1 protein-coding gene is annotated in these 5,980 nt (G+C 41.6%); it reads right to left on the minus strand.

Annotation, left to right across the window (positions count from 1 at the left end):
- Positions 1 to 294: 294 nt before the first annotated feature.
- Entirely contained in the window at positions 295 to 5,784 is a 5,490-nt protein-coding gene (locus I8752_RS20895; protein WP_214434210.1) for a trifunctional serine/threonine-protein kinase/ATP-binding protein/sensor histidine kinase, read from the minus strand.
- Between the last annotated feature and the right edge of the window lie 196 nt (positions 5,785 to 5,980).

The following is a 5,980-nucleotide window of genomic DNA, read 5'->3' on the forward strand; positions in this document are numbered from 1 at the left end:
GGGGCAGAGGGGCAGAGGGGCGGAGGAGCAGAGGGGCAGAGAGGCAGAGGAGCGGACTTGCAGGTTTACCTAAAAGATATAACAGACATCAGGTGAAATGATGTAAGGGCAAACGTAACAGCGCCCCTGCTTAGAATTTCGGACAACGCAGAACTAATTATCACTCCTATGTCTAATGCAACTTGTAGGCGCAACAGCTTATACCATTTCACCAAATAAATGATACAAATAATTTCTCCTCTGCTCCCCTGCTCCTCTGCCTCATCTCAACAATAATTATTTACGCCGACCTACTTATTTTTGCAACTCTGTGCGCGTTCCCGTATCTTCGATGGGTAGCGTCACTACAAATGTTGTCCCTTCTTGGAGTACGGAATTTACTGTAATTGTACCTCCATGTCCTTCTACTACGATTTGATGGGCGATCGCCAATCCTAATCCGGTTCCTTTTCCTACAGCTTTAGTGGTGAATAAATGGTCAAATATTCTCTGCTGAACTTCTTGTGATATCCCTACTCCGTTGTCAGCAATTTGAATCAAAACGTCCTGACTCGATGCTACGCGAGTCTGGATGGTGATGCGATTCGGGTTGGCTTGAATTACTTCTAGACTCAGCCCTTTATTGGATTCTTCTAGCGCATCAATGGCATTTGCCAGTAAATTCATAAACACTTGATTGAGTTGTCCGGCAAAGCAATTAACTAAAGGTAGCTTGCCATAGTCTTTAACTATCTCAATTTCTGGACGATTTTCGTTAGCTTTTAAACGGTGTCTGAGAATCAGAATTGTGCTGTCAATTCCGTCGTGAATGTTGAAAGGAACTTTGTAATCTTTATCGCTTCTGGAGAAGGTTCGCAAACTAGTGCTGATACTGCGAATACGATCGACACCCAGTTGCATGGAATCCAACAATTTCGGTAAATCTTCGCGTAAATAATTCAGGTCGATCGCCTCAATTTCATCTGCAATATCTGAGTCAGAATCGGGAAACTTCTCTTGATAAAGGTCGATTAGCGCCAATAAATCCTTGACATAATCTTTAGCTGGTTCGATGTTGCCAGCAATAAAGCCAACAGGATTATTGATTTCATGGGCAACACCTGCAACTAAGTTGCCTAATGCTGACATTTTTTCGCTCTGCACTAATTGCAGTTGCATTTGCTGGAGTTCTAGGAATGAGTATTGTAACTGTTGGGCATATTCCTGCGATTTTTGATACAAGCGTTGAGATTCGTGATAAAGCCGAGCATTTTCTAAGGAGATAGCAGCCTGAGTGCAGATGAGATTGAGAATTTCGACGCGATCGCTTGTAAATGCCCCAGCAGTCAGATTATTCTCTAGGTATAAAATCCCCAACAGTTTGCCTTGATGCAGAATCGGCATACACAACAAACTTTGAGGTTGCTGACGAATGATGTAAGGGTCGGCTACCAACACCGGATACAATGTGATGTCGGCGATCGCACTGGGTAGCAGGCTGCGTTGAACCGTGTAAATCAGACTGCGGGGAACGTCTGCACTATCCTCAACAAAAATGGATTGCACTACGGATGATTCTTGCCCAATTTGAGCGATCGCCTCAACAACTAATCTACCTTCTTTGAGCAATAGCAACGCACACTTATCGGCTCCAGCATTTTCAATTACCACTTGCAACAAGATAGTAAGTAATTTCTCTAGTTCAATTTCACTAGAAAGAGTCTGAGAAGCTTTGATAACTGTTGACATATCCAGCATGACCGAGCCACTGTCGCTAGAGGTTGCTGTTTTATTAACAGTTCGGTGCAAGGTAGCAATGGTTTCATAGGGTGCTAGCGGCGATCGCGTCTGTTGTAAGATGGGGGCTAGCAGTTGCGGATAGCGCTGTTCTAGATCGTCGATTTTGGCTTTAGCATCCCATCGGGCGTAGCCGTAGTAAGCATTAATCAAATACTCTTGGGCAATACGTTCTTTGCCCCATTCTAAATAAAACTTGGCTGTTAGTTCGTTGGCAAGGCTCTCTTCGTTGAAGTATTCGTTGGCTTTAGCTTCGCTAATGGCGCGATCGTATAATTGTATCGCCTCCAGAAAATTGCCAGAAATTTTTGCCATTTCCGCAGATAATAAAAGATATCGGTGCAAAAAGTTTTGCGGACAACTATTTGCCCAGTTTTTTTGAATTTGTTGATGCTGTTGCATAATTTCCCAATACTGCTTTTGCTCCTCGGATGTAGCATTGGGATAGAGTGCTGCTAAAGCGAGTGGATAATAGAAATAATATTGAATAATTGGAAAAAAACCAGAGTTGCTAGGAAGCGTTTTCTTTGCTGATGCTGCTGCGAGAACGGCATCTCTATAGCGACCATAAAGATACGATAATTGGATTTTTAAGAAGCAGTACCAATTTATGCCATGCTCAAAGTTATTCTTTTCTCGCCAAACTTCTATATAAGGAATATCTCCATCGTTAGACTCATCTAATAAATCGGTTTTTTGCGATATGCCTTGTAAGTGTAATAAAAACTGCCGCTGTAAAGTAAACGCATACAGCATATTAACATCATTGACTTGCTGCACATAGCTGAGATATTTCTCTGTTTCTGCATAGACCTCCGATAGGCGATCGCCCTTAATTAACATTGCCCAAATGATAAACGAAACCGCCCAAACACCAAACACTAAGTTTCCTGTTTCTTGACTGGTTTGGAATGATTGAGTAGAAATCGGCACATTCGTTTTTAAATGCTGATTGTAAGGATTAATTGTATGGGCAAAAATATTATTAGTCTTAGGAATAAATTGGGTACTATTGAAATGGCTATCGAGTTTTAGTGCTAATTTACCAAACTCATAAGCTGTTTGATAACTTTCTTGATTTGCTAGACTCATTCCATAGATAGAGTAAGCAAAACCAGAACTTTCGGCATTGCCATATTTTAAAGATAAATTAATCATGAATAAAGGTATCAAATCGCTGAGGTATTGATTTCCTGCCATATAAGCAGTTGCCCAAATGTCAGCTAAAAGACTCATACAGACTTTATTAACTGGATCTGTCATCTGGGGCAAATCGAATAAATCTGCCACAGCAACCCCTTTTAATCGAGCTTTTAATTCTTGAAGTTGAGCTGCGATCGCTGCTTTTTGTTCTTGATCTGTGACTGGAAGATTTATCCCCATAACGCTCAAACCTTTCAATCCAGCTTCTAAACCAGCTGCTATATTTTCACCTTGAGTCATTTTCAGGTACATTTGAATGCCATAAATCTCTGCTCGGTCAAATTTATTTTGAGTATGATTTAGGGCGATATCAAATAGTTTCTCTGTTTGCTGAAAATTCCCATTTAAATATTCACATTCTGCGGATTCTCGATATAAATTAAAAGTGAGACAATAGTGCGATCGCCAACTTTCCTTTTTAAGTAATTCTCTACCTGTGGTGAAGTATTTCACAGCAGCTTTGTAAGCAGTAGAAGCCTTTGCTTTTTTCCCAGCCAGGAGATTTAGTTGTGCCAATTCATCTTTTTCTGATTGTTGAGTAATTATTTCAATTCCCTCATTTAACTGATTAACAATATCAAAAATATTGGATTCAATTTCTGCTGGCGATGTGTTCTTTAACAGTAATTGCCCGATTTTCAGATGAGTAGCTTTTTTCTGAGGTTCGGGAATTAGAGAGTAGGCAGCTTGCTGGACGCGATCGTGGAGGAATCGGTAACTTGAGATTTGTTCGGAGGTAATTGGGGATTGGGCAACTGTTGTTTCATGACTTTCTTGGTGATAAAACTTATACACCTGATTGGTCGGAATCGTTAATCCATCTTGCACAGCTTTCCAAAAGTCTGCGGCTGTTTCCACTTGGGATTTTTCATAGACGATTGCCAATGTTGCTAAATCAAATTGGTTGCCCACACAAGCCGCTAACTTCAAGACAGCTTGAGTCTGTTTTGGCAACTTTTGAAGTTGAATTGCCATGAATTCTACAACATCATCGGTAAGCGCAAGCGATCGCACTTGAGCAATGTCACATTCCCAAAAACCACTAAAATTAAATGTAATCAGTTTATCTTCGTGCAACGCTTTGAGAAACTGGGTGGCAAAAAAAGGATTGCCTTTAGTTTTGCCAAAAACCAAATTCGTCAACGGTAACGCCAACTCATCAGAACAACTCAAAGAATCGGCAATTAACTGATTTACAGATTGCAGATCGAGAGCAGCCAAAGTTATTGTGTTGACGGTGACTTGTGATTTCTGCATCTCTTCTACGGTCAACATCAATGGATGGGTTGGGGTAACTTCGTTATCTCGGTAAGCCCCGATAAACAACAAATAATGAGTTTCCGCAGCACTCATCAACAGTTGCATTAACTTGAGTGAAGCTGAGTCTGCCCATTGCAAATCATCAATGAAAATAACTAACGGATGTTGAGGTGCAGTAAAAACTTGAATAAATTTCCCAAACAGCAGATTGAAGCGACTTTGAGCTGCACTACCAGAGAGTTCTGGTACGGGAAGCTGTTTGCCAATAATGGCTTCTAATTCTGGAATCACCTCAACCAGAACTTGTCCGTTGTCGCCCAGCGCGGAGAGAATTTTGGTTTGCCAATGTGCCAATTGAGCGTCGCTTTCACTTAGCAGTTGCGTCATCAAATCTCGAAAAGCCTGCACAAAAGCAGAGAAAGGGATATCGCGCCCAAATTGGTCAAACTTCCCTTTAATAAAGTAACCCCGTTGCCGCACAATTGGCTTGTGGACTTCGTTGACTACAGCAGTTTTGCCGATACCAGAAAAACCAGCCACCAAAGTAATTTCCTTGCTTCCCTGGCTAACTCGCTCGAAAGCATCCAACAGACTTTGTACTTCAGTTTGACGACCGTAGAGTTTTTCCGGGATGATAAAGCGATCGCATACGTCTCGCTCTCCCAAATGAAATAATTCAATGCTGCCTGTATCCTGCCATTGAGCCAAGCATTTTTCTAAGTCATATTTCAGACCCAAGGCACTCTGATAGCGGTCTTCGGCATTCTTTGCCATCAGTTTCATCACAATATCTGAAATAACTTGCGGAATCTGTTCGCTTTTACTTTCTAACAATGGAGGTTGTTGAGCGATATGACAGTGAACCAACTCCATCGGGTCATTCGATTGAAAGGGAAGTTGTCCTGTAAGTATTTCAAAGAAGGTAACGCCAAGCGAGTAGAAATCACTACGGTAGTCAATACCTCGGTTCATCCGTCCAGTTTGTTCTGGAGAAAGATAAGCCAGAGTACCTTCTATGACATTAGGACTTTGAATTTCTGGCGTTTCTTTGGGTAATAAAGAAGCAATACTAAAGTCAATTAACTTGATTTGTTGAGTGTTTGGGTTGATGAGGATGTTAGCAGGTTTGATGTCCTTGTGAATTACCCTGTGGCGATGAAGTCCATTGAGAATGTCGCTGAGGGCGATCGCAATTTGCAAAAATGTTAATAAATCTGGTTTGCGATCTATTTTGCTGTTGATCCAATCTCTCAGAGAAACGCCGCCAAAGTCCTCCATCACTAGGGCATAGCTGTTGCGGTAAGGTTCCAAGCTGTAGGGGCGGACAATACCAGGTAAATCGAGATTTTTGGCAATAGTATACTGATTGCGAAACTGAAGCAGTTGATTGAAGGTAGGATACTCTTGTTCGCTCAGTTTGATAACTACTGGCAATAAATCCGACTCACGAATTGCCCGATAAACTAGGGTTCTCGATCCTGCATACAGTTGTTCGCTAATTTGATAGTCTGATATCTTGGCTATCGACTCAATTGCTGTATTCATTCAGTATCAACCCTTCTTGAAATGAGACCTAGTTTATGAAAGTATTTTTCCCGCTAGCTCTGTTTTTCTAACTCCAACCATTTGAGATTTTGGATTGTGAAACACTGAATAGTGCTGAGTGCTGAGTGCTGAGTGCTGAGTGCTGAGTGCTGAGTGCTGAGTGCTGAGTGCTGAGTGCTGAGTGCTGAGTGCTGAG

Source organism: Dendronalium phyllosphericum CENA369 (assembly GCF_016056275.1).
GTDB lineage: Bacteria > Cyanobacteriota > Cyanobacteriia > Cyanobacteriales > Nostocaceae > Dendronalium > Dendronalium phyllosphericum.